This window comes from Pseudoalteromonas translucida KMM 520, assembly GCF_001465295.1.
In the GTDB taxonomy this organism is placed as follows: domain Bacteria; phylum Pseudomonadota; class Gammaproteobacteria; order Enterobacterales; family Alteromonadaceae; genus Pseudoalteromonas; species Pseudoalteromonas translucida.
Genome location: NZ_CP011034.1, coordinates 2,108,229 through 2,131,592, shown reverse-complemented (window position 1 = coordinate 2,131,592; position 23,364 = coordinate 2,108,229). Strand labels below are relative to the sequence as shown.

Here is a 23,364-nt window from a genome sequence, read left to right as displayed (position 1 = left end):
TGCGCTAATCGCTACCCCTGTAATTGAAAATATCTTACACTCGTTTTATCTCAAGCAAGGATAGGTAAGTATGCTCAATATTATTCAATCAAACCGTATGGAAGCACTGCAAGCGCAGTTTCATCAGTTATTAAAAACCAACCCATTAGCAAGCCCATTCGACAAAGAAGTGGTACTGGTGCAGTCACCGGGTATGTCGCAGTGGTTAAAAATTGGTTTGAGCGAAAACTTAGGTGTAGCGGCGCAGGTGGATTTTCCGCTGCCTTCGAGCTTTATTTGGCAGTTGTATCAGCAACTTTTACCAAATGTACCTAAAGAGTCGGCGTTTAATAAACCCAACCTTGCATGGAAACTGTTTGCTATTTTACCAAGCTGTATTGATGAGCCACTGTATTTACCGCTAAAAACCTATTTAGAGGGCGATATTGACGGCCAAAAAACCTTTGCCTTGTGTGAAAAAATAGCCGACGTGTACGACCAATATTTAATGTACCGCCCGCATTGGATAGCCACATGGGATAGTGGTACAGATGAACTTGATGATGTTGATGTAACCATAGCCCCGTGGCAACCTGATTTGTGGCGGCGCATTGTAAAATTAAGCCAAGAGCTTGGGCAAAGCCAATTTCATCGCGCTAATATGCAAGGACAACTGCTGGCAGCGCTTGAAACAATGGACAACAGTTTACTGCCACAACGCATTAGCTTATTTGGTATATCGGCCATTGCCAGCTCGCAGCTTGAAGTATTTACAGCGCTGAGTGAAAAAACCGAGGTGTTTTTATTCTTTTTTAATCCCAGTGAGCATTATTGGGGCGATATTATTGATGAAAAAACAGCGGCTAAAATAAGTGCAAAGTACGCCAAAATGCCGCTGCTGGAAGCACAACAAAAAAAGCAAACCAATCCTGATGAAGAGTACTACTTTATTGGTAATCCGCTGTTATCCTCGTGGGGGAAATTAGGTCGCGACTACTTTGAGCAGCTAGTACAGCTAGATGCCCGTTGGGTTGATGGCTTTATTGATGTGTTTGACGACACCTTGCTTGGGCAAATACAAAGCGAGATTTATCAGCTAGCGTTTAAAGGTGAGTCACTGACCGATAACAAAGAGTGGTTTATAAACGACGAAGGTAAATTGCCTATAAGTGCAACCGACACCAGCATTACGCTAAGCGATTGCCATACACCGCTTCGAGAAGTTGAGCGTCTGCATGACTACTTACTTAATTTATTTAATCAAAACCCTGCGCTTACCCCCAAAGACATAATAGTGATGATGCCCGATGTAGGCACTTACAGCCCGTACATTGAAGCCGTTTTTGGTGGTGCACAAGGTAGTCGCTTTATTCCTTACGCACTTGCCGATTTAGCCATAGAGCAAGAAAAACCCGTGCTTAGCTCATTTGCTAGTTTAGCTAATTTACCGTTTTCGCGCTTTGGTGTGTCGGATATTCTCGATTTATTACAAGTGACGCAAATAGCCGAAAAATTTGGCCTTGAGGCACACGAGTACGAGCAAATTCAATATTGGCTGGAACGTGTTGGCGTAAAATGGGGCATAAATGCCGAGCATAAAAGCAGCTTTGATTTACCCGCTATCGATTTAAATACCTGGCAACACGGGCTTAACCGTTTATTACTAGGTATTGCCATGCGCGACGAGCAATGTCCGTTTAATGGTATTTATAGCGCCGATGAAGTAGAAGGCATGGCGCTCGATACACTTAATAAGCTAGTGCATTTTATTGATGTGCTACAAAGCTTTAAAGAGCAATTAACGCCCGACGATACGCTTACCAACAAAGCGCATATTTTAAGCGAGCTACTTAGTGCAATTTACGAGAGTGAAAGCGACGACAGTTGGGATTTGTTAGTGCTGCAAAACGTGCTCGAAGAGTTACAAAAGCATCATAATAATGGTGATTACAGCAAGGCGGTGTCGCAGCGTATTGTTAGTTACTTAATTAAACAAGGCATTCAAGAAAAAGGCGTAGGGCAGCGATTTTTAGTGGGGCAAGTTAACTTTTGTACCCTAATGCCAATGCGCGCCGTGCCATTTAAAGTGGTGTGTATGCTTGGCTTAAACGATGCCGACTACCCGCGTAACGTACAGCCGATTGGTTTTGACTTAGTGCCATATTCTAAAAAACAAAAAGGTGACCGATCACGTAAATTAGATGATCGTTACTTATTTTTAGAAGCGCTACTCAGTGCCCGCGATAACTTATACATGAGCTACATTGGTCGCTCGTGTTTTGACAACCAACCGCGTATGCCATCAACCCTTGTGAGCGAACTGCTAGAATATATTAGTCGTAGCTTTGTATTAAGCGGCGAGAGCGAAAAAACACTGCCAGAGTGTTTAATTAGCCAACAGCATTTGCAGCCCTTTAATAGCCATTATTATTTAGCCAATGAGCAAGCAAACACTGTGCTGAGCAACCACAGCTACAATCCAATTTGGCTGCCCAGTGAGTCAATAACCCCACAAGCCGTTAGCGCGCTTAATGTAACACCGCCTGAGCAGTTAGATCTCGATGTGTTTATTCGTAGTGTTTGCAACGCCCAAGAGAGCTTTTATCAACAAAGTTTAGGGCTGCGATTACCGCAATTTAACGAAGTAGTAAAAGACGAAGAGCCCTTTAGCCTAGACGCATTGCGCCGCTACTTTTACCTTGATGAAATACTCGAAGCCAACATTAATGAGCAGCCACTTAGTACAGAGCAAATATTACAACGCGGCGAATTACCACAAGCCAACGTAGGTAGCTTAATATTTGAGAGTATGCAGCACCGAGTAGATGCATTGGCAGGGCAAGTGAAAGAGCAAATTAAAGGGGGCAAAAGCGACCCTATAGAGGTAGCCCTCAAACTAGAAAACACTAAAGTAGAAGGCTGGTTAAACCATATTTATTTGCAAAAGCAGGTGTTTTATCGCAGCGCTAGTATAAAAGCGAAAGATTTAATTAAAGGCTTTATTTATCACCTAGCAGCGCAAAGTATGGAGCAACACGTAGAAACGCTAATACTTGGGCTTGATAAACAAGTTGCCTTTGCGCCAATAAGTAAAGTTGATGCCGATGCATTGTTACTTGATTGGTTTGAATTATACAAAGGACTGCGCAACGAGCCCGTGGCGTTTTTTCCGGTAAGTGGCTACGAGTACGTAAAAAGCGGCGGCGATATAGCAAAAGCGATGAGCAAATTTAGCCCACAATACATAGGGCGAGGCGAGGGCGAAAATCCCTATATTCGCTTAACAGTACAATCGCTTAACGATTGCCAAGACGAGTTTATACAGTGGAGCGATAAATTACTCGCCCCGTTATTTGCACACGCTAAGGAGAGTGACCATGCAAGCGCTTAATCCACTTACAATGCCATTAACAGGGCAAAGCTTAATTGAAGCCAGTGCCGGTACGGGTAAAACGTATACAATTACTGGCCTGTATTTACGTTACTTATTGGGAATGCAAATAGCCTATGATGCAAACTCGCTATTAAATAAGCCGCTCAGTGTTGAGCAAATACTGGTGGTAACTTTTACTGATGCTGCCACGCAAGAAATTAAAGACCGCGTGCGTAATCGTATTATCACCGCGCGCGATGCACTTCTTGGGCAAGACCCAAAAGATGAGCTTATTGCAGGGGTAATAGCTGCAGTTGATGATAAACACCGCGCCTTTGATTTACTCGATGCGGCTGCTAAATCAATGGACGAAGCGGCTATTTTTACCATTCATGGCTTTTGTCAGCGCATGCTAAAACAACACGCGTTTGAGTCGGGTGTGGCGTTTAACTTAGAATTTATTTTGGATGAGCGCGACATATTGCTCGAAACCATTAAAGATTTTTGGCGCGCCTTTGTATATCCACTCAATAAAGAAAAAACCGATGCTATTTTAGGCGTGTTCGCCGCGCCTGAAGCTTTGTTTGGCAAAGTGTCGAGTATTTTAAATAAAGCGAATGCGCAAATAACTCCGCAAGTAAACTTAGATGACGTATGGCAAGCGCGTGACGAGTATATAAGCCGAATACCTGCATTTAAAAAAGCGGTGTTAGAGCAAGAGTTTATAGCTGCCATTAAAAGCTCTGGCTTAAGTGGTTCTAAAACGCCAGGGCGCAAAGGCAGCCTTGCAGCACTTGAAGCCTTTTGTTTAGGTGGCGATTTGTTTTTTGAATTTGGTACTAGCAAATACTCGTTTGAGATATGGAGTAGCGAAAACTTAAGCGATATAAGCAATTATAAAAAGAATCAGCCGCTATTTACACATTCATTACTGAGTCAATTTGACGAGCTTGCCGCACTTAATAACACCATAAACCAGGGGCTAGCAATTGCTGTAGTACAGCATGCGGCAAAGTGGGTAAAAGCAGCCGTAATAAAGCGCAAGCAAGAGCAAAGCGTGATCACCCCAGATGATTTACTTAGCAATTTACACAGCGCATTAAATAACGAGCAAGGCAATGTACTGGCGCAAAAAATTGCCCAGTTGTTTCCGGTGGCTATGATAGATGAGTTTCAAGATACCGATCCGATTCAGTACGGTATTTTTAGTAAAATTTACCAGCAAGAGCACACTACACTGGCGATGATTGGCGATCCTAAACAGGCTATTTATGGTTTTAGGGGGGCAGACATTTTTACCTATATTGGTGCCAAAGAAGCAGTGCAAAAACAGCAGCAATTTACGCTAGGTACTAACTTTCGCTCTAGCAGCGATGTAGTAAGCAGCGTAAACAGCTTATTTGGTAAGCACGCTAACAGTTTTATTTATAACGATGCCATACCGTTTAATGCAGTAGCAGCTAAAGGTAAAAAAGCAGACGAGTCGTTTTTGATTGACGGACAACCAGCTACTGCGTTTGAATTTTGTGTATTTAGCGACACCGCCGCAGATGAAAAAAACAAGCCGACGGGCAAAGCCATTGGGCAGCAGCACTTAGCCACCTTTTTTGCCAATAAAATAGTCACTTTACTAACGCAAGCCGAGCAAGGGCGTGCTTGTATTGGTGAAAAGCCAGTAAGCGCTGCAGATATTTGTATATTAGTGCGCGACCGTGTTGAAGCGCAAATAATCAAAAAGGCCTTGAGCAACGCTAAAATTGCCAGCGTGTATTTATCGCGCGAGAGTGTGTTTAACCAAGAGCTTAGCCACCACCTACTTAATTTTTTAACTGCGTTGCATGGCCAGTATGATGAGTCGCTATTACGTGGCGTGTTAGCAGGGCCGTTATTTTGTTTAAGCTATAACGAAATATATGCACTGGCAGATGACGAGGCACAATGGCAAGAGCACTTAAACTTTTTTGCGCAGCTTAGCCATATTTGGAACAAGCAAGGCGCTATGGCAATGCTTGAGCGCTTAATGAGCCACAATCAACTTAGTGCTAAATGGCAAGGCCTAGGCTACAACGTTGAGCGTTGGCTTACCGACTTTAGGCACCTTGGCGAAATACTACAGCAAAAACAAATTGAGCTTGAGGGCACATTGCGTTTACTGCGCTGGTTTGCACAAAAGGTAAGCCAGCAAGATGGCGAAACAGTGCAAGTACGCCTAGAGAGCGACGCTAATTTAGTTAAAATAGTGACTATGCACGCCTCAAAAGGGCTTGAGTATCCGCTGGTATTTATGCCCTTTGCTAGTGGCTATCGTGAAACGAAAGAAGCGCTGTATCATAATAATGGCACACTAATTTACGATTTAAGTAAAGGGGATGACGCACTGCAAAAAGCAGAGCAAGAGCGCCTTGCCGAAGATTTACGCTTACTGTATGTAGCACTCACTCGCGCGGTACACTTTTGTGCTATTGGTATGTATAACATTGGGCAAGGGCAAAGTAGTCGTTTGGCGATACAAAGCAGTGCCCTGGGGCATGTGTTATTTGCAGGGCTTGAAATTACGAGCAGTCAAATTTGGCGTAACCATTTAGCCGATTTTTGCAGCGAGCATACTGGTATGGATTATCAGCAATTCACCTCAGAGGATTTATTAGCTCAAGGTACTTTAGATTTTAATAATAGCGCTGATGCTCAGCAAATATTGAGTATAAATAATGTAACAGCCAGTATTGAGCGTAATTGGCGAGCAACTAGCTTTAGTGCGCTGAGCTTTAAAAAGCATATCGACCACCTAGCGCCTGGGCGCAGTGATGAGGATCATGAAAAAGATGAATTTGCCGTACAAGAAGACGAAGCCCCTTCTGTGTATAGCTTTCCGAAAGGGGCAAAACCGGGGAGTTGTTTACACGAAATTTTTGAGCAAATAGATTTTACTAGCCCAATAGAGCACCCAGTTAGTAAAGAGCATAATTTAGCAGACGTTATTAAACGCAGCCTAGAGAAGTACCATATTAGTGAACACTGGCAAGATATTACTCAGCAGTGGATATTAGACGTTCTTGCTTGCCCGCTTAATGGCGATAGCAATGTTAATACTGATGCCTCAGGTAATAGTACCTCAGGTAATAATATCTCAGGTAACAGCTCTTTAGTTAACAGTAATGGCCTGAGCTTAAGCCAACTAGCGCCAAGCGATTGCCTAGTAGAAATGGAGTTTAACTTACCGCTTAAAAGCTTAAGTGCGCCGCAGCTTAATGAAATTCTTATAAAGCATTTTGGTTTTGAGCACAGTAAGCTCGAATTTAGCCACGTAAAAGGGCTGTTAAAAGGTTTTATCGATTTAATATTTTGCTACCAAGGTAAATATTATATTTTAGATTATAAATCTAATTACCTAGGTAGTAACGCTGCTGACTACGAGCACGATATGCTTGAGCAAGCCATGAGTAGCCACCAGTATCATTTACAGTATTTAATTTACACCGTAGCGCTGCATCGTTTGCTAAAACAGCGTATAGCTGATTACTCAGCTGAAACTCATTTAGGCGGTGTGTATTACACCTTTTTACGTGGCATGCCAGCTGGGCAAGGTGTGTACTTTAAAAAGCTTACCACTGAGCAAGTGACTATTTTAGATAGTTTGTTTAGCCAAGGAGCCATGTTATGAGTGAATTAAATAATCAACCGGGCCTTTTTGATCAAGAATTTGATCAAGGGGTAGAGCAGGAGCTTGAGCTAAATGAGCAAAGCCCTACTTTAAGCACAGCAGTGCCTTTACTTACCTATTTACTTAGCGAAAACCGCATTCGCATTGTGGATGTAAAGCTAGCTGAAATGCTCAGTAAAAGTAATAGCGAAAACACGCACAATGAAATGTTTTATCTGGTGCTATTACTGTGTTTATCGCAGCAAAGCCAGCATAGTTGTTTAACCTTAAGCGAGGTTGATTGGAGTAACCCTTTTAATTTACGCCGCAGCGACTTTATTAAAGCACAGGAGAGCGTGCCAGATAAGCTAAGCCCGTTTAGTGAAGGGTTTAATTATGAGCAGGTACTTAGCTATTTACAAAACCATACAAGCGTTGGAGACAACAAACCACTGCAACTGTTTAATCAACGCCTTTACTTTGCGCGCCTTGCTGGATATGAGCAAACATTAGCGAGCCGTTTACTAACAATGAGCGAGCGTACACTTAATATAAATAATGAGTTATTAGCTGCGCTACTTAATGAGTATTTTACACCCGATGCAACCATTACCACCGATTGGCAAAAAGTAGCCTGTGCTATTGCAGCCACCAAAGGTTTTAGCGTTATTACTGGCGGCCCAGGTACTGGTAAAACGACCACAGTGACTAAGTTGCTCGCCATTTTACAGTCGCTTTATAAAACTGCTCCACTGAGTATTAAGCTGGTGGCACCCACAGGTAAAGCCGCAGCGCGCTTAAGCGAATCAATTTTAGGCGCTAAAGATAAGCTCACTAATATACCCGCTGATATTAAAATGTTAATCCCCGAAAGTGCACAAACTATTCACCGATTATTAGGGGTAAGACCCTTTACCAATAAGTTTAGGCACAATAAAGCGAATCCACTGCATTTAGATGTGTTAATTATAGATGAAGCCTCAATGGTCGACTTATCGCTGATGGCAAAACTAATTGAGGCATTACCTGCACATGCACGGTTAATACTCTTAGGTGATAAAGATCAGCTGGCCTCGGTAGACACCGGCAGCGTAATGAGTGACTTATGCCAAGGGCTAGTACTGGGGCAAACACCTGGTTATTCACCGGCACGATGCGATGAGCTAAATAATTTATGCTTTAACGGCGAGGCTAAATTAATGGCGCAAGGTAATAGCGCGTTTAAACTTGCCGATTGCATTGCATTTTTACAACACAGCTACCGCTTTGATGCACAAAGTGGTATTGGCCAACTTGCGTTAGCGGTAAATACCAATAACACAGGTATTTTAAATTACGTTGAGCAAGAAAGTGTTGAGGGGCGCTTTAAAGATGTGATTTTAGATTACGACTTTATAGCTAAACCTATCGAAAAATTGGTTAAAAGCGCTGCAAGTAAATACACACATTATCTTAGTTTAATTGCTCAAGGTGCAAGCGTTGCAGAGGTGCACAAAGCCTTTGCAAGTTACCAGTTACTGGCCGCAGTACGTGAAGGTGATTACGGGGTTAATAGTTTAAATCAGCGTATTGAGCGCGTTTTACAACAACAAGGGCTTATTACCCTAAGCCCGAATCAGCGCCATTATACCGGTATGCCAATAATGGTAAGCCAAAATGATTATCAGCTTAAGTTGTTTAATGGCGATATTGGTATTTTAATGCCCGATGAAAGCGGCCAGCTTAAAGCACTATTTATAGGCGAGCAGGGGAATCAACGGGCGTTTTCGCCAGCACGCTTACCTGCGCACGACAAAGTATATGTAATGACTATACATAAATCACAGGGATCAGAGTTTAGCTACACCGCCATGGTGTTACCGCCGCTAAAACAAGCCCGCATGGGGATAAATAGGCAGTTAGTGTATACCGGCATAACGCGTGCTAAAAATACCTTTGAGCTGGTGGCAGATAAAAAAGTATTGTTACTGGCAATGAATAAAAGTGTGTCTAGAGCATCTGGTTTATATGAGCGTTTAGTAAATTAACGATATAAATTTTATCTTATTAATTACTCAAATTTAGCCATTAAAAAAGGGTTTGCCAATGCAAACCCTTTTTAACTTAGTGCGTTATCTACTTCTAAAATGATTATATTTTAATAGCTTAATATAAATACTCAGTTTATTGATTGACTGGTGACCATGCAGGCAATGCTTTTTGAAGTGGTTTGTGCAGTTTAGGAAAGCTTTGTTTTGCTGCATACTGCACTTTACCATCTACAACGGTTAACTCTGCTTGCGTTTTTAATAGTTTGCTCTCAGCCACCGTTAAAATATCTTGATTTAAAATAGCAAAATCTGCGTACATGCCAGGCTCAATTTGACCTTTTAACATTTCTTCGCCTGAAAAATACGCACTACCTTGGGTGAATACCTGTAATGCAGTTAGCCTATCTAGGGTATTGGTTTTATCGTATAGGGTATAACCGCCTACAGTTTTACCCGATACCGCCCAATAATAAGTGGCCCATGGGTTAAAGCTAGCAACGCGGGTACCGTCAGTACCAAAGCCTACCGGTATGTCCATAGCGAGCATTTTTTTAATGGGTGGTGTGCGTTTAGTTTGCTGTTTACCATAACGCTTGGCAAAATCTTCCCCTGCAAATGCCATACGGCCTTGCACAGCAATAGCACCGCCTAATTTTTTAATCCGCGCTAGATTTTTATCTGACACTGTTTCGGCATGGTCAATAATCCAACGCACTTTGTTGAAGGGTTGTGTTTTATTGATTTCTTCAAATACAGTTAACATACGCTCAATAGATTGATCGTAGGTAGCGTGTATTCTAAATGGCCAACCTTGTAGTAGGTGTAAACGCACTACTTTTTCAAGTTCATCTTCAGCGTCTGCGGCAAGATCAGGGCGTCCTGATGTGAAGTTTTCATAATCAGAGGCGCTCCAAGCAAGTAACTCGCCACCGCCTTCAATCACATAACCATTGTCCATGTGTGAGTGTAGATCTTGGTTGGCGTTGTAGCTGCTCATCCATTGCGTAAAACTTTGAATTTCTTCACCAGGTGTTTGTGGAAATAAATAATTAGACACGCGGATAGGTAGTTCACCAGTTACCGCTAAGGCTGTTGATGCTTGATAGTTTTCAGGAAAAGTGTGGCCACCGCCGCCTGCATCAATAACACTTGTTACGCCTAAGCTTAATAGCTTGTTGTAGTATTGTTTACTAGAATTTAGTTGCTCTTCGGCTGATAATTGCGGTAGTGCAGCAATTGTTTTATATAAAATCATTGGGTTAGGATCAGCTACTAAGCGCCCAGTTAATTCACCGTTGGCATCTTTTTCATAGTAACTGCCTTTAGGGGGGACGGTATTTTTAGTTATACCTAATACTTGCAATGCTTTTTTATTCAATACACCGCCTGAGTACAAATGCAAAACAAATACTGGTGTATCAGGTGCCGCTTCGGTTAACTCAGCTGAGGTTGGTAAGCGCTTTTCTTTAAATTGGTATGGGCTCCAGCCACCAATAACACGCACCCATTGACCTTTAGGAGTTACTTTTGCATTTTGCTTTATCATCTCCAGGCCAGTGGCTAAAGAGTCAATACCTTCCCAGCGGGTTTCGAGGTTATAAAAGCGTCCGCCACGCACTACATGCAAATGTGAGTCGTTAAGACCAGGGATCACTCGGCGACCTTGCGCGTCAATAACAATAGTATCGGCGGTTTTTTCTTTTAATAGCTGTTCTTTATCATTAGTTAGTTGCTCAAAACGGCCATCTGTAACCGAAAAGCACTGAATTTTTGACCGTCATAAGTATCAATCTTACTATTGTAAACAATCATATCGGCAGCAAGTGCATTGAAAGCGATAGTCGAACTAATAGCGACAGAGAGTAAACTTTTAATTAGTTTCATAGCGTATTCCTTACATTAAATTATTGATGTGAGCTGGCGTTACGCCCAGCTTGCGATGAAAAATACAGTGCTAAATCTTTAATATCTTGATCCGATAGGGCACTGGCATTAGCGCGCATAATAAAAGCCATTCCGCCTTTACGCTCGCCGCCACGATACGCTTTTAAAGCATATTCGAGATATTCAGCATTTTGTCCAGCTAAGTTAGGATTAGTAGTAATTGGCGCAATACCAAATTCGCCATGGCAACCTAAACATTGTTGGGATAATTGCTTTGCTCTTGCTAGACTTTCAGCTTGTGCAGAGGTGCTTACTTCCTCATTGGCATAAAGCGAGGCTGAGAGTAGTAAAGCTAATAATGGAATGATTTTCATGCTGCTCTCCAATGAAAAGGCCACATAAGTGGCCTTTAATTATTGATAAAACTAGTGACCTTCTTTTGCATTAAACATGTCAGTTGCATAGATAAGGCCTAAACCATAGCCACCTGCATGCTCTTTAGCAATATCAGTTACGTCAGCATAAGTACCAGTACGCGCCCAGTCACGTTGTAGTTCTAGCATGTACTGTAACCATGTGATTGGTTTTGCACCCGCTTGAACCATACGTAATACTGCCATGTCGTGTGCTTCTTTACTTACACCACCCGATGCATCTGTTACAAAAAACACTTCATAACCTTCATCAATAGCAGATAATACAGGGCCTACACCACATACTTCGGTCCATAGTGCCGAGATAACAATTTTGTTTTTCTTAAACGACTTTATTTTGTCAGTTACGCGCTTATCTTCCCATGTGTTCATTGTTGTACGATCAATCGGTGATTGTTTAGGGAATACTGCTTGTAATTCAGGAAAAATTGGACCACTGAAAGACTTTGCTGCAACGGTTGTTAAAATAGTAGGTACTTTAAATGCTTTAGCAGCTTTGGCTAAGCCCGTTACGTTATTACGCACGCTTTCAACCGTGTGCGAGCGAGTAGCAAAAGCCATTTGTGGTTGGTGGTCAATTAAAATTAACGAGTGGTTGTCTGGTGTTAACATGCTTTTTGATGGCTCACCAGCAAAAGCAGAACTGCACGTTGCAGCAACTAAGCTTAGGCCCACTGCTAGCGTCTTTAATGTTTTATTAATTTTTAACATAAGTTCTTCCTATTTATTGGTTGATTACAGAGTGTCACTTTGCTTTGACCTTTATATAATCGGTTCACTTTTAACTGTTGTACATTTGTAAAAACCGTGTTTTTTGTTCTTTAAAATAGAATGATTGTGACGAGGTTGTTACAATTCAGCCAGATCTAAGGGGTTAATGAATACGTAATTTACACTTTATATGCATTGCTAGCAGGGCATTAGGGAGTAAAGCACGACTCTTTCTGTTTAAAGGTAAACAGTGTGTTTTAGCAAAAAAAAGGAGCAGGGGATGGATGTTACATTGTAATTATAAGGTAATGTAACCAAAATAAAGTGGTTTTTAAGTAATGAAATTAGCTCAAAAACTAGAAGTGGTAGGGCTTGTATTAGCATACAAGCCCTAGGTAACACTAGCTTAAGTTAATAGTAACCACTTCTGCGCTGGCATCTTCATCTTGTAAACTATTAATTGGCTCTTTTGGAATATCTGGTTTGTCTAGGGCAATATCGCCACCATCAATTACTTCACCAGTTTGCAAATTAGTAAAATCAAATAACTGATTATCTGCTAAGTGCGACGGTACAACATTTTGCATAGCGGTAAAAATACTTTCTATACGCCCTGGGTGCTCAGCGTCCCACTTAGCTAGCATAGCTTTTGTGTGTTTGCGCTGTAGGTTTTCTTGCGAGCCACATAAGTTACACGGAATAATAGGGTAACCCTGTGCAAACGCATATTGGCTAATATCGCTTTCTTTGCAGTATGCTAGTGGGCGAATAACCATATGCTCACCGTTATCGCTCATTAGCTTAGCAGGCATACTTTTAAGTTTGCCGCCGTAAAACATATTTAAAAATAGAGTTTCGATCATGTCATCGCGATGATGGCCAAGCGCAATTTTAGTTGCACCTAGCTCTTTAGCGGTACGATATAAAATACCACGGCGCAGACGCGAACAAAGTGAACAAGTCGTTTTACCTTCAGGGATAATATCGGTAACTATGCTGTAGGTGTCTTCTTCAACAATTTTGTATTCAACATTTAGTTTATCTAGGTACTGGGGTAAAACATGCTCAGGAAATCCAGGTTGCTTTTGATCTAAATTAACAACAAACAGCTCAAATTTAATCGGTGCTACACGTTTTAAGTGTTGCAGCATGTCGAGCATAGTGTAGCTGTCTTTGCCACCAGATAAGCACACCATAATACGGTCGCCTTCTTCAATCATGTTAAAGTCCATGACGGCTTGACCTGTTTGGCGGCGTAAACGCTTTTGAAGCTTGGTTAAGTTAAATTGAGCTTTAGCTTGATCTGAATGAGACAATTACGCCCCCTTATTAAACAATACGGCAAAGTTATTTGCTAAAAATAAAGGGGCGCATTATATACTTAAAATGCTCGGTAACAAAATTTAATCTTTTGCGAGCGGGCTAATATAACCGTCGGGTTTAAGTGCCAGTACATCGCAATCTAGGCTGTCAATAACATGCTCTGCAGTATTGCCTACTAAGGCCGCGCTTAAACCAGTGCGCCCTACCGTGCCAATAACCACCAGCTCGCTGTTTAAACGTTTTGCCACATCGGGAATAACGTCCTCAGGCAAGCCCTCTTCAATAAAGCACTGCTCTGGGGGTAAATTAAACTCATCAGCCAGTGCATTAGTAGACTGATGGTGATGCTTTTTAACCGATTCGTTATAAATACCAGGGTTAAACTCAGGTATTTCTATGGCAATATTAATTGGTGTAGCAGGGTAGGCGTTCACCAGGTTTAGTTTAGCGCCGGCAAGCTCACACAAAAATTGTGCGTCTTTGATGATACGTTTATTAAGTGCTAAGTGTTGCTCGTTTTCGCTCACTGCATTAACAGCCGCTAAAATGTTGCCATTTGCAGGCCATGCCATTTGTTTTACAAATAAAACCGGAGATGGGCATTTACGTACTAAATGCCAGTCGGTTGGGGTGAAAATAACGGCTTTGAGTGTACTGTGCTGATGAGTGCCTTTGATAACAAGGTCAAATTTTTGCTCAATAACGGTATTAATAATGGCTTCGTAAGGGCGGTTGTGCCAAACAACTTGTGTATCAATATTAACATTATGATAAGGCGATACTAAATCTTTTAACCAAAGCTCGCGGTCGTTTAACACGGCTTTACGCATAGCTTCGCGCTCATCGCCAGAGAGCATAGTAGTCATTTCATAAGAAAAGTCATAAACCGTCATAAAGGCGGTAATTCTCGCACCAGATTTTTTAGCTAAATCAATCGAACGAGCTAAACCGTGCTGGTCGTCTTTGGTGGGGTCAATAACCGCAAGAATGCGTTTAATCGTGTTCATGTGCAACTCCATTCACTTTACGGGTGTACTTTGAGTGTAACGTAAATAGAGCACAGTGAAAGGGATAGCACAAATATTATTGTTCTAAATCAAACTATTTAATCTAATGAATTAGTTTAAATATTACAACGTAAGTACGCTAATTAGCGGGGCTTTACTATTGCAGCTGCTTTGGCCAGTGCATCGTTATCTAAAATAGTAATAAATTTGCCTTCAACTTTTATTAAATCGGCTTTTTGAAAGCGACTCAATAAACGGCTAATAGTTTCAACGGTTAAACCCAAGTAATTGCCAATTTCGCCGCGGGTCATGGTAAAGCGAAATTCTTTACGAGAAAAACCACGCTCACCAAAACGTTCCGATAAGTTAAAAATAAAGCTGGCTAAGCGTTGCTCGGCAGATTTTTTGTTAAGCAGTAACAGCATTTCTTGATCATAGGTAATTTCGCTACTCATTAAGCGCATTATTTGTTGGCGTAACTTAGGGAGTCTGCCTGCTAACTCGTCAAGGGTATCAAACGGAATTTCGCATACCATAGATGTTTCTAACGCTTGTGAAAAGCTTTGGTGCATCATTTTACTTATTGCATCAAAACCAACTAAGTCACCGGCTAAATGAAAACCTGTAATTTGCTCATCGCCTTGCTCAGATAAGGTATAAGATTTAAACGAACCCGAACGCACAGCATAAATAGCGTTTAATGGCGCGCCCGACTCAAACAAAAAGTCGCCTTTGTGTAATGGTTTTTTGCGCTCGATTATTTCGTCAAGCTTATCCATTTCTTGACCATTAAGAGAAAAGGGTAGGCATAACTGGCTGATACTGCAGTTATTACAGCTAATAGCACAATTACTTTTAGCACGACCTTGAGAAAAATCCATAAATTCAATCCGTTAAAATTCAAGCCACAATATGATCAATGTTAATGCACAAGCTTATCTGTTGCAATGATCAGTAAGTAAATACCATACCAAATTATTACGCTACCTAATATTATTCGTGTCCAAGGGTGGTTAAACAGGGTGCTTAGTTTTTTTGCACTAACGCCTATTGTGATCATCGCGGGAAAGGTGCCTAGTGCAAAACAGAGCATTACTAATGCACCATCAAGCGCATTTGCGCTGGTCATAGCCCAAGTAAGTGCTGAATAAACTAAACCACAGGGTAACCAGCCCCATAAAGCGCCGTATCCAAGTGCTTTAAATGGCGAGTTAATTGGCATTAAATATTTATTAAATTTAACTAGGTGTTGCCAAACTAAGGTTTTACCTACTTTTTCGAGCCATTGTAAGGTAGCTGCTAAGCGCATTATATATACCCCTACCAACAACATAAAAATGCCTGCTATAAAAGACAGTGATAATGCAAAAACAGAGTTTTGTGTGGCAAATTTACTGCTAATACCTGCCACTAATGCACCAGCAAGCATGTAACTTAGCGCTCGGCCTATATTATAAGCAAAAGAGTAAATGAGAGTTTGGCGTTTATTACTGGCTAATTGCAGTGAGCTGGCTATACCACCACACATTGCAATGCAATGGCCGCTACCAATTAGGCCCATTAAAAAAGCACTGACGAAAATAGGGTCAATCATTACTTTTGTTATGCTGCTCTTTGTCATCTTCAAACAAGATACTATGGCCTTGTTTATTTAAATCAGAAAATTGCTCGCCTTTTACTGCCCAAAAAAATACCCCTATAGCTATTAGTACAAATAAAATAGCGATAGGAACTAAAATGTAAATTATGCTCATAACTTTAACAGCCTTAATGAGTTGCATATCACAATAATTGAGCTGGTCGACATGCCAATAACAGCCATCCACGGCGCAACCAGCCCCATTGCAGCTAACGGTAATATTGAGCCATTATACAATAAAGACAAAGTTAAGTTTTGTTTAATAATGCGCCTGGTTTTTTTGGCAACTATTAATAGGTGCTCGATTGAAGCTAAATCGCTATTGAGTAATACAACGTCGGCGCTGTTTTTTGAAATATCGGCCCCGGTTTCCATGGCGATTGATAAGTGCGCACTGGCAAATACTGGGCTGTCGTTTACCCCATCACCTACCATGGCAACCACTTCACCTTGTGTTGACCATTGCTCAACCGCTGTTTGTTTGTCTTTAGGGCTACAACCGGATTGCACGCTGTGTAATTTAAGTTTTTTTGCTATACGTTGCCCCGCATCAGACGCATCGCCAGTAAGCATATGACACGTTAACTTATGCGTTTGTAGAGCGTTAATTAAAGTACTCGCATCATCTTTTATTTTATCGACAAAGTAAAAGCGGGCAATAGGTTGCTGATTAATATACAAAGTTGCTTGCGCGTTAGTTTTTTTACTATTAAACCAGCCACTTTTACCAATAGCATAATGGGTGTCGTTATACTGTGCGCTGATCCCTTTTCCCGGGTGTAATTGAATATCGTTAAGTTTATGCCCAGGTACTTTATATTGGCTAAATGCACGGGCAATTGGGTGCTCTGAATAGCTCTCTAGTTGGGCTGCAATCTCAAGCACTTGATTTTTAGTGTACTCTTCACTGAGTATATCGACCGCATCTAAGCTAAAGCGTCCTTGGGTTAGTGTGCCGGTTTTATCAAATGCGAATAAAGTGATTTTAGATAGAGTTTCGAGCACATGCGCTTGTTTTATTAAAATACCTTTACGAGTAAGGTTGGCTACCGAACAGGTTAATGCGGTTGGAATAGCTAAACTTAGCGCGCAAGGACACGTAGCCACAAGTACAGAAATAGTGATCCAAAATGCTTGCTCAGGGGCAATTTGATACCAGCCAAATGCGGTTACCGATGCAAATATAAGTAACACAGCCACAAACCACTGAGCAACTTTATCTGTAATTTCTACTAGTTTAGGGCGTTTGGTAAGTGCATTGTGTTGTAGACGAATGATTTGATTTAGCAGCGTGCTTTGCCCTATTTTATTGATTTTTATTTCAATAATACCGTCATGATTGACTGTGCCGGCGTAAACACTGTGATTAATAAACTTATTAACGGGCAGGTGCTCTCCGGTCATCATTGATTCATCAACGCTGGTTTTACCTTTAATTAAAATTCCATCAGCAGGAATGGTTTCGCCGGCTTTAATTAGAATAATATCGTTTAATTTAAGCTTTTTAGCGGCAATAATATGTTCTTGCCCATTTGCATCGAGAGTACGGGCGGTTAGTGGCAATAACTTTTGTAAGTTAGCTGTAAATTCACTGGCTTTTAAACGTGCTCTAAATTCTAGATATTTACCTAATAATAATAAAAAGGTGAACATACATACGGATTCAAAGTACACCTCACCCACTTGCATAAATGTAGCGTAACAACTAGCACCAAATGCACCAAAAATAGCCAGCGATACGGGTAAGTCCATATTAAGCTGTTTTGCTTTTAAGCCATTAATGGCATTAGTTAAAAAGGGCAGTGCGCTATATAAAATAACCGGAGAGGCAAGTACTAAGCTGATCCACCTAAAATACTGCTCAAAATTACTGTCCATACCGGAGAACATGCCAAAGTACATAGCAAATGCAAACATCATTACTTGCATGGTCATTAAACCGGCTACACCTAAGCGGCGAATATAGGCTTTTGCGGTTTGCTGCTTTTGCTGTGCTTCTAAGTCTGACTGAAACGGGTAGGCTTTATAGCCTATTTTAGCGAGGCTAGTAATAATTTCGCTCAATGGGGTGGCGGTTTTATCCCATTGCACCATAGCGCGGTTAGTTGAGGTATTAACATCAACACGCTTTACCGTTTTTAAACCGAGTAATTGCTTTTCTATAAGCCATGCACAAGCTGCGCAGGTTATACCTTCTACGCTGAGCAATACTTCTGAGAAGTTGTCATTGGTAGTTATAAATTCGTCTTGAATATCTTCGTTGTCGTAGCTTTTAATAAAGGCGAGTTGCTCTGGTACTAACTGCTCTACTTTACCAGCTTGCACGGTTCGGTACTTATAATAGTCGGTCATGCCTTGGTCAATAATATTTTGCGCAACGGCTTGGCAGCCAATGCAACACATTGGCTGAGATTTATTATCAATTACTACGTGTGCGCTAAACCCGTTAGGTACACTTTCAAGGCAATGAAAGCAATTTATAGACATACTAAATACTACTTATAATTAGGCGTAACTAAAACAGCAAGGGTGGTTGGTAAGGTAATGTTTTCTTTTAGCTTCCAGCTACCATCAATAGGCTCAATAAATACCGAATAAGCACCGTCGGTAAATCCATCAAGTAATGCGGTAAATTCTTGATTAGCATTAGGCGTTAGGGTGGCTTCAAAGTCATGCGCTTTAATTGTACGATGATAAAACGACAGTTTTAATGCATGTATGTTGCTCGTATCGCCTTTGGTAAATTTAAAGCTAACGCGCTCACTGGTAACATTCAGCTCGCCATGTAAGTATAAAGCTTTTGCCTTATCAAACTTAGTAAGCTCTAAGTTAATTGCTTTGCCTTTTTTATAGTAGTCATCTACCACCATATCAGGGCCATTGCCTATGGCGGTAAAGAATAAGCTAATGCAGCCAATAATTGCAGCAGAGGGAAAAAAGATTAAAAACCAAGGCCAAAAATTTTTATACCACGGAGTAGGTTGCATAGTTACTCTAAAATAAAATGAAGATGCGGCTATACTATAATAAATATTTGTAAAAGACTAAAAAAAAGCCTCCGAGTGGAGGCTTTTTTGATCTGGATTAATCTATTGAATTTAAAAGATTAAATATTCGTTAACGGTGTAACTATTTAGCTTGAGATAAGCTGTAAACGTAAGCCGTTAGTAGGTGTATTTTATCTTCACCTAAAATATCTTTCCACGCTGGCATTACACCGGCACGACCATGGTTAAGTGTTTCTTCAACAGCACGTTGAGAACCACCATATAACCAAACGTTGTCGGTTAGGTTAGGTGCACCAAAGGGTAAGTTGTGTGCAACAGAGCCTTTACCGTCAGCGCCGTGACATGCAGCACACATAGCCCACTTAGCTTCGCCGGCAGCAGCGTCTTTTTGGTTTACAGTACGACCTGAAAGGCTAAGTACATGAGCGGTCATTTCTTTAACGCCTTGCTCACCTAGTGCAGCACCCCAAGGTGGCATTGCTGCTATACGCCCGTAAAGTAATGTTTCTTTAATTTTATCGGGTGTGCCGCCATATAACCAATCATTATCAGTTAGGTTAGGAAAGCCAGTACCACCACGCGCATCAGAACCATGACACTGAGAACAGTTTTGTGCAAAAAGACGTTGGCCAATTTCAATTGCTAGCTGACCTTGCGACTCGGTATGTTTTTCACCATTTTCAAGTGCAACTTGCTGTGCTGCGTCACCTTCAAATTTTGACTCAACCAATTTTATTACTGGTATTTGTGCCAGCTCATTAAAAATAGGGCCAAAACGTTCATCTGCAACGCGGTACTCAGCGTCTAGTTTTACAAAGCGACCTTCTTCTTTAGCAAGTTCTACTGCTTCTTTAGATTCAGCCAAAGAAGTAATACCTTGGTTAGAACTAGTCCACTTACCTAACCCTTCCCAGTTACCTAAACCTGGGTAAGCTGCTAAGTAATAAACAGACCAAATAAATGTTGCAAAGAACATGTAAGTCCACCACTTTGGTAGTGGATTATTTAGCTCTTCAATTCCATCATATACATGTCCGCAGCTTTCACCTTCAGGTACACCAGCGTAGTTTTTTAAATTCCACACGAGTAAACCAAACAAAATGAACAAACATGATAGGGTTAATACAATAACCCAAATACTCCAAAAGCTAGTCATTTCTCAGACCCCTTTTCCTCGTTAGAGAGCGTATTGTTGTGTTTTTTTTCATCTTCGAAAATAACATTAGCAGCGTCTTTAAAACGTGTTTTACTACGTTTGCTGTATGCCCAAGCAACAATCACAATAAATAGTACTAAAATTACCAGAGTTAAAATGCCTCTGTATGTCCCATAATCCATAATTAGTTACTTCAAGTGGGTGCCAAGTTGTTGCAAATAAGCGATAAGGGCTTGCATTTCTGTTGCACCTTTACCGTCATTCATTGCATCAACTTTAGCAACATCGGCGATTAATTCTTCATCACTACCGTAACCTAAACCATCGTAACGGTCGGTACGGCTATCGATTCCAAATGTGTCACGGAAAATTTTAAGTTTATTCAGAGTTAAGCTTGTATCAAGCGTATTCTCTGCTAACCAAGGAAAGCCTGGCATGTTCGACTCAGGAACCACAGCACGTGGGTCAACTAAGTGAGCATAATGCCAGTCATCGGAATAACGCTTGCCTACACGCGCTAAGTCAGGACCAGTACGTTTAGAGCCCCAAAGGAAAGGGTGATCCCAAACAGATTCACCGGCAACCGAATAGTGGCCATAACGCTCAACTTCGTCACGAAAAGGGCGGATCATTTGTGAGTGACAGTTAGAACAACCCTCACGTACATACAGATCTCGGCCTTCCATTTCAAGTGCCGTTAACGGACGTAGTCCGTCAACTGGTTTAGTTGTATCGTCTTGAAACATTAGCGGAGTAATTTCAACTAATGCACCAAAGCTAATTGCGAAAACGGTCAAGATAGCCATAAGGCCAATATTTTTTTCGACTATTTCGTGTTTGTTTTGTGAATTTTTATTGCTCATTATCTCACTCCGTTATGCTAATTGTGCTTGTTCGTCTAATTGCAGCGAATCGTTCTTCGCTGCTACTGTACGATAAACGTTATAAGCCATAACTAGCATACCTACTACGATGAACACACCACCTAAGAAGCGTATAACATAGAAAGGATGAGACGCCTCTAAAGACTGTACAAAGCTATACATTAATGTGCCATCAGAGTTAACTGCACGCCACATTAGACCTTGCATTACACCTGAGATCCACATTGCTACTATGTATAAAACAACACCAACAGTGTGTAACCAAAAGTGTGTGTTAATTAATTTAACGCTGTACATACGACCTTGCGAGAATAACGCAGGGATTAAGTGGTAAATAGCGCCGATAGATATCATTGCAACCCAACCTAATGCACCTGAGTGAACGTGTCCTACAGTCCAGTCGGTGTAATGAGAAAGCGCGTTTACTGATTTTATTGCCATCATTGGGCCTTCAAACGTAGACATACCGTAAAAAGATAATGAAACAACTAAGAAACGTAAAACAGGGTCAGTACGAAGCTTATGCCATGCACCTGACAACGTCATAATACCGTTAATCATGCCACCCCAAGATGGAACGAATAAGATAATAGACATAACCATACCTAAACTTTGCGTCCAATCAGGAAGCGCAGTGTAGTGAAGGTGATGAGGGCCTGCCCAAATATAAAGCGAAATAAGTGCCCAAAAGTGAACCACTGATAAGCGGTAAGAGTAAACCGGACGGCCTGCTTGTTTTGGTACAAAGTAATACATCATACCTAAAAAGCCAGCTGTTAATAAAAAGCCAACGGCATTGTGTCCGTACCACCACTGTACCATTGCATCAACTGCACCAGCATAAATGGAATACGATTTAGTTAACGACACAGGTACAGCCATACTATTTACAATATGAAGTACAGCAACCGTAATGATAAAGCCAGCATAGAACCAGTTCGCTACATAAATATGAGACACTTTACGTTTTGCGATTGTGCCCATAAATACTACGGCATAAGTTACCCATACAACCGCTATTAAAATATCAATTGGCCACTCAAGTTCTGCATACTCTTTAGAACTTGTAATACCCAAAGGTAGTGTAATAACAGCAAGCACAATAACAAGCTGCCAACCCCAAAAGGTAAAGGCTGCTAATTTATCGGAAAGAAGGCGCGTTTGACAGGTACGTTGAACGACGTAATAAGACGTCGCAAAAAGTGCACTTGTACCAAATGCGAAAATAACTGCGTTCGTGTGTAACGGACGAAGTCGAGAGTATGTTAACCATGGTGTATCAAAGTTAAGTGCTGGCCAAGCTAGTTGGGCAGCAATCAGAACCCCAATGCTCATGCCAACGATGCCCCAAATCACTGTCATAATAGCGAATTGGCGTACAACTTTATAGTTGTACTCAGTGTGTGATGCTACTGTCTGGCTCATTTTCTGGCTTCCGCTGCAATAAATGCGTTTAGAAATGAATTACCCACCTAAAAAAAGTGGGGCCTACTATTACTTCACAAGCTTGCCATCTAAAACATTAAAAATGCGATTATTTTAGAAAACAGACTCGAGAAACCCTTATTTTTTTGCGGTTGAAATGATAAAATTTTTGGCTTAAAAAAGATAGGTCAATTACATAATATTATGACATCAATCAAACTTTACTAGCTTGCTGTTTACTTTTTGAGGTGAATTGTACGTTATTTGTAATAAAAGTGTGATTTGACCTTCTGACTATTAAATTAGTGCCAGCCATTATTTTTTGGATTGTGAGTACCCGCCACATGTATATATATAGAGTATGTTTGTTTTTTTTACTAATTTTTTTAGTTGCGTGTGATTATTCAAAGAGCAGCGATACACAACAATTAAAAAACCTTGCTTGCGAAGCCGGTTTACCCTGTACTTTTCCTAACGGCGTTAAAGTATGGCTTAGCGATGGTGATTTATCCCCCGAAACACCATTCTCTATATTTGCCGAGTTACCTAAAGGGCGTGTTATTACGAATGCAAAACTTGAAGGCGTAACTATGTATATGGGGTATATTCCTCAGCAATTTAAGCGCTATGGCAACACCTGGCAAAGTGAAACTATGGTAGGTATTTGCGCTGAAAAAAATATGCTGTGGAAATTAATCCTTAACGTAACCGATGAAGCATCGCAGCAAAGCAACTCGGTATACTATTATTTTTACGTTACTTACTAAACATACCGTTGCTTATTAAGTAAAACGCTTAATTTTCAGTAGGGAGGTAAGCATTCTAGTTGAGATCAGTTTAGCTGTGCTTACTCTCTTTAAATTAAGCGTTA

Annotated in this window: 19 protein-coding genes; 4 read left to right on the top strand and 15 right to left on the bottom strand. The window is 41.1% G+C overall.

Annotation, left to right across the window (positions count from 1 at the left end):
- Window positions 1–70: 70 nt before the first annotated feature.
- From recC to recD, 3 genes are read left to right on the top strand one after another with little or no spacing between them, the layout of a single operon-like run.
- Window positions 71–3,370 (top strand): exodeoxyribonuclease V subunit gamma, encoded by a 3,300-nt coding sequence (recC, locus tag PTRA_RS09855; RefSeq protein ID WP_058373657.1) that lies wholly within the window; start codon window positions 71–73, stop codon window positions 3,368–3,370.
- Complete coding sequence (recB, locus tag PTRA_RS09850) at window positions 3,357–7,013, top strand: exodeoxyribonuclease V subunit beta (RefSeq protein WP_058373656.1); 3,657 nt, start codon at window positions 3,357–3,359, stop codon at window positions 7,011–7,013. Before recC ends, recB begins: the two co-directional genes overlap by 14 nt.
- Complete coding sequence (gene recD, locus PTRA_RS09845) at window positions 7,010–9,019, top strand: exodeoxyribonuclease V subunit alpha (RefSeq protein ID WP_058373655.1); 2,010 nt, start codon at window positions 7,010–7,012, stop codon at window positions 9,017–9,019. The genes recB and recD overlap by 4 nt, the downstream gene beginning before the upstream one ends.
- 136 nt (window positions 9,020–9,155) lie before the next feature.
- Here recD and PTRA_RS09840 read toward each other — a convergent pair whose 3' ends face one another.
- The 15 genes from PTRA_RS09840 to ccoN form a co-directional block, all read right to left on the bottom strand.
- A complete protein-coding gene (locus PTRA_RS09840) occupies window positions 9,156–10,676 on the bottom strand; it encodes an amidohydrolase (RefSeq protein ID WP_237113450.1) in 1,521 nt (506 codons plus the stop codon).
- Window positions 10,677–10,747: 71 nt separating this feature from the next.
- Window positions 10,748–10,906, bottom strand: coding sequence for a hypothetical protein (locus PTRA_RS19265; RefSeq protein ID WP_237113449.1), 159 nt, complete (start codon window positions 10,904–10,906; stop codon window positions 10,748–10,750).
- A 20-nt stretch (window positions 10,907–10,926) separates the two neighbouring features.
- Window positions 10,927–11,280 carry a c-type cytochrome gene (locus PTRA_RS09835; RefSeq protein ID WP_058373654.1) on the bottom strand — a complete coding sequence of 118 codons (354 nt, stop codon included), beginning with the start codon at window positions 11,278–11,280 and terminating at the stop codon, window positions 10,927–10,929.
- 51 nt (window positions 11,281–11,331) lie between these two features.
- Window positions 11,332–12,051 (bottom strand): hydrolase, encoded by a 720-nt coding sequence (locus PTRA_RS09830; RefSeq protein WP_011328528.1) that lies wholly within the window; start codon window positions 12,049–12,051, stop codon window positions 11,332–11,334.
- A 401-nt stretch (window positions 12,052–12,452) separates the two neighbouring features.
- Window positions 12,453–13,367, bottom strand: a complete 915-nt coding sequence (gene ttcA / locus PTRA_RS09825; RefSeq protein ID WP_058373653.1) for a tRNA 2-thiocytidine(32) synthetase TtcA — start codon at window positions 13,365–13,367, stop codon at window positions 12,453–12,455.
- Window positions 13,368–13,454: 87 nt separating this feature from the next.
- Complete coding sequence (gene uspE, locus PTRA_RS09820) at window positions 13,455–14,381, bottom strand: universal stress protein UspE (RefSeq protein WP_058373652.1); 927 nt, start codon at window positions 14,379–14,381, stop codon at window positions 13,455–13,457.
- A 143-nt stretch (window positions 14,382–14,524) separates the two neighbouring features.
- Complete coding sequence (locus PTRA_RS09815; RefSeq protein ID WP_058373651.1) at window positions 14,525–15,262, bottom strand: FNR family transcription factor; 738 nt, start codon at window positions 15,260–15,262, stop codon at window positions 14,525–14,527.
- Window positions 15,263–15,303: 41 nt separating this feature from the next.
- Window positions 15,304–15,975 (bottom strand): sulfite exporter TauE/SafE family protein, encoded by a 672-nt coding sequence (locus PTRA_RS09810; protein ID WP_058373650.1) that lies wholly within the window; start codon window positions 15,973–15,975, stop codon window positions 15,304–15,306.
- Window positions 15,968–16,135, bottom strand: coding sequence for a cbb3-type cytochrome oxidase assembly protein CcoS (ccoS, locus tag PTRA_RS09805; RefSeq protein ID WP_008109812.1), 168 nt, complete (start codon window positions 16,133–16,135; stop codon window positions 15,968–15,970). The genes PTRA_RS09810 and ccoS overlap by 8 nt, the downstream gene beginning before the upstream one ends.
- Window positions 16,132–18,507, bottom strand: a complete 2,376-nt coding sequence (locus tag PTRA_RS09800) for a heavy metal translocating P-type ATPase (RefSeq protein WP_058373649.1) — start codon at window positions 18,505–18,507, stop codon at window positions 16,132–16,134. The genes ccoS and PTRA_RS09800 overlap by 4 nt, the downstream gene beginning before the upstream one ends.
- 8 nt (window positions 18,508–18,515) lie before the next feature.
- Complete coding sequence (locus tag PTRA_RS09795) at window positions 18,516–19,007, bottom strand: FixH family protein (protein WP_058373648.1); 492 nt, start codon at window positions 19,005–19,007, stop codon at window positions 18,516–18,518.
- 142 nt (window positions 19,008–19,149) lie between these two features.
- Window positions 19,150–20,184: a c-type cytochrome gene (locus tag PTRA_RS09790; RefSeq protein ID WP_058373647.1), complete on the bottom strand. Its 1,035-nt coding sequence runs from the start codon at window positions 20,182–20,184 to the stop codon at window positions 19,150–19,152.
- Window positions 20,181–20,366, bottom strand: coding sequence for a cbb3-type cytochrome oxidase subunit 3 (locus PTRA_RS09785; RefSeq protein ID WP_011328519.1), 186 nt, complete (start codon window positions 20,364–20,366; stop codon window positions 20,181–20,183). The genes PTRA_RS09790 and PTRA_RS09785 overlap by 4 nt, the downstream gene beginning before the upstream one ends.
- A 6-nt stretch (window positions 20,367–20,372) precedes the next feature.
- Window positions 20,373–21,047, bottom strand: a complete 675-nt coding sequence (gene ccoO, locus PTRA_RS09780) for a cytochrome-c oxidase, cbb3-type subunit II (protein ID WP_011328518.1) — start codon at window positions 21,045–21,047, stop codon at window positions 20,373–20,375.
- Between the two features lie 12 nt (window positions 21,048–21,059).
- Window positions 21,060–22,493, bottom strand: a complete 1,434-nt coding sequence (ccoN, locus tag PTRA_RS09775; RefSeq protein WP_058373646.1) for a cytochrome-c oxidase, cbb3-type subunit I — start codon at window positions 22,491–22,493, stop codon at window positions 21,060–21,062.
- A gap of 344 nt (window positions 22,494–22,837) precedes the next feature.
- Here ccoN and PTRA_RS09770 point away from each other — a divergent pair, with 344 nt between their 5' ends.
- Window positions 22,838–23,260, top strand: coding sequence for a hypothetical protein (locus tag PTRA_RS09770; protein WP_058373645.1), 423 nt, complete (start codon window positions 22,838–22,840; stop codon window positions 23,258–23,260).
- The last annotated feature ends 104 nt before the right edge of the window (window positions 23,261–23,364 follow it).